Origin of the sequence: Psittacicella gerlachiana, assembly GCF_003585965.1 — a bacterium.
Taxonomy (GTDB): Bacteria; Pseudomonadota; Gammaproteobacteria; order Enterobacterales; family Psittacicellaceae; genus Psittacicella; species Psittacicella gerlachiana.
Map to the genome: position 1 here is coordinate 1 of NZ_NRJF01000287.1, position 1,963 is coordinate 1,963.

At 33.1% G+C, this 1,963-nt stretch carries 1 protein-coding gene; it reads left to right on the top strand.

Annotated elements, in window-relative coordinates; genetic code table 11:
• Positions 1-16: 16 nt before the first annotated feature.
• A complete protein-coding gene (dld, locus tag CKF59_RS07720) occupies positions 17-1,756 on the top strand; it encodes a D-lactate dehydrogenase (protein WP_119535324.1) in 1,740 nt (579 codons plus the stop codon).
• The last annotated feature ends 207 nt before the right edge of the window (positions 1,757-1,963 follow it).

Consider the following 1,963-nt stretch of genomic DNA (forward strand, 5'->3'; position numbering starts at 1 on the left):
GTTATTAAGTAAAATTATGAATTTCGATAAAAAAGATTACGCAGACTTTTTAAGAAAAGTTGAAGATGTAGTAGGTAAAAGTCACTGCATTACGGATGCAGCTGAAAATGAGCGTTTCCGTAAAGGGATTAGATACGGTGAGGGAGATACTCTAGCGGTAGTTAGACCTAAAACGTTAGTTGAGTATTATAAAGTTGTAAAATTAGCTGCAGAGAATGACGTAATTGTTATATCGCAAGCCGCAAACACTGGTTTAACCGGTGGTTCTACTCCTTTTGGTGATGATTACGATCGTCCAAATATCGTAATTAATACTTTAAGAATTGATAACTTTAAAATTATAAATAACCAATCTCAAGTAGTTTGTCTTTCAGGTGCTACTTTATATAAACTAGAAGATGAATTAGCTAAAATAGGAAGAGAACCTCACTCGGTAATTGGTTCTTCTTGTATCGGAGCTTCTGTAATTGGTGGGGTTTGTAATAACTCTGGTGGTTCTTTAGTACAACGTGGACCTTCATTCACTGAGTATGCGTGTTATGCAAGAGTGAATGAAAATGGTGAATTTGAGTTTGTTAATAACTTAGGTATTGACTTTGGTTCAAATGATCCTGAAGTAATTTTAGAGAAATTACAAAATGGTGATTACTCGGATGCTAACATTGTAGATAATAGCAAACGTGCCTCTTCAACAGACTATAAAGATAAAGTTGTTTTAGTTGATGAAGATACTCCAGCTCGTTATAATAATGACCCTGAGCGTTTAAAAGAAGCTTCAGGTTCTGCAGGACACTTAGCAGTATTTGCTGTACGTTTAGATACATTTGCTAAACCTAAGAAAACTCAAATGTTCTATATTGGGGCAAATGATATTAATGTGCTAACTGATGTTAGACGTGCTGCTTTAACTGAGTTTAACGGAAGACTACCAATTTCAGGTGAGTATATTCACCGTGAAGCGTATGATATCGGTAAAAAATACGGTAAAGATACCTTATTCGTAATTGATAAATTAGGAACAAAATATATTCCTAAATTATATGCTTTAAAAGCTTTTTATGATCGTACATTTGGTAGAATCCCTGGTATTCCTAATTCAGATAGATTATTACAGGCTCTATCTGCTTTACTTCCAAATCTCTTAACAAAAAACATGGAAGAATATCATAAGTTATATGAACATCACCTACTTTTAGTTGTTGGTGATGATATGATCGATGATATGGAAAAATGGTTAACAGATTATTTCACTACAGGTAAGAAAAAAGCTGGAAACTATTTTAAATGTACTCCTCGTGAAGCTAAAATCGCAGGTCTACATCGTTTCTCAATTGCTGGTGCTGCAATTAGATATCGTGAATGTCACCCTAAAGAGGTAGATATTTGTGCGATAGATGTTGCGTTAAGAAGAAATGACGATCAGTGGTTTGAGCATTTGCCAGAAGAAATTGAAGCTAAATTAGCTGGTAAATTATACTATGGTCACTTCTTATGCCATGTATTCCACCAAGACTATATTATTAAGAAACCTTTAGATCCGTTAGCTGTAGAAGAAGAAATTCTTGAAACCTTAAAAGCTAGAGGTGCTCAATACCCAGCTGAGCATAACGTAGGTCACTTATATCATGCTCAAGAACCTTTAGTTAAACACTATAAAACTATTGACCCTACAAACTCATTTAACCCAGGAGTTGGTAAAACAACTAAATTAAAAAATTGGGCTGAAGCTGAATGTGGTTGTGGTCACAAACACTAATAAACTTTTAGTTAATCATTTATATAGAATAGAGCTCAGAATAAATTCCTGAGCTCTAATTTATTATTCGAAAAGCATAAAACAAAGTACTATAAAAATTAAAATCTAAATAGAATAAAAATGTATTAAATAAAAGAGCAGACAAAACAATACTTAAAGGATTCAAAGAAGAAAAAGAAGAAAAAACTTGTTGACATAGATGTTTTA

What these genes read in the sequence shown, in the direction of transcription:
- dld (WP_119535324.1), top strand. Translation starts at nt 17, where the DNA reads ATGAATTTCGATAAAAAAGATTACGCAGACTTTTTAAGAAAAGTTGAA.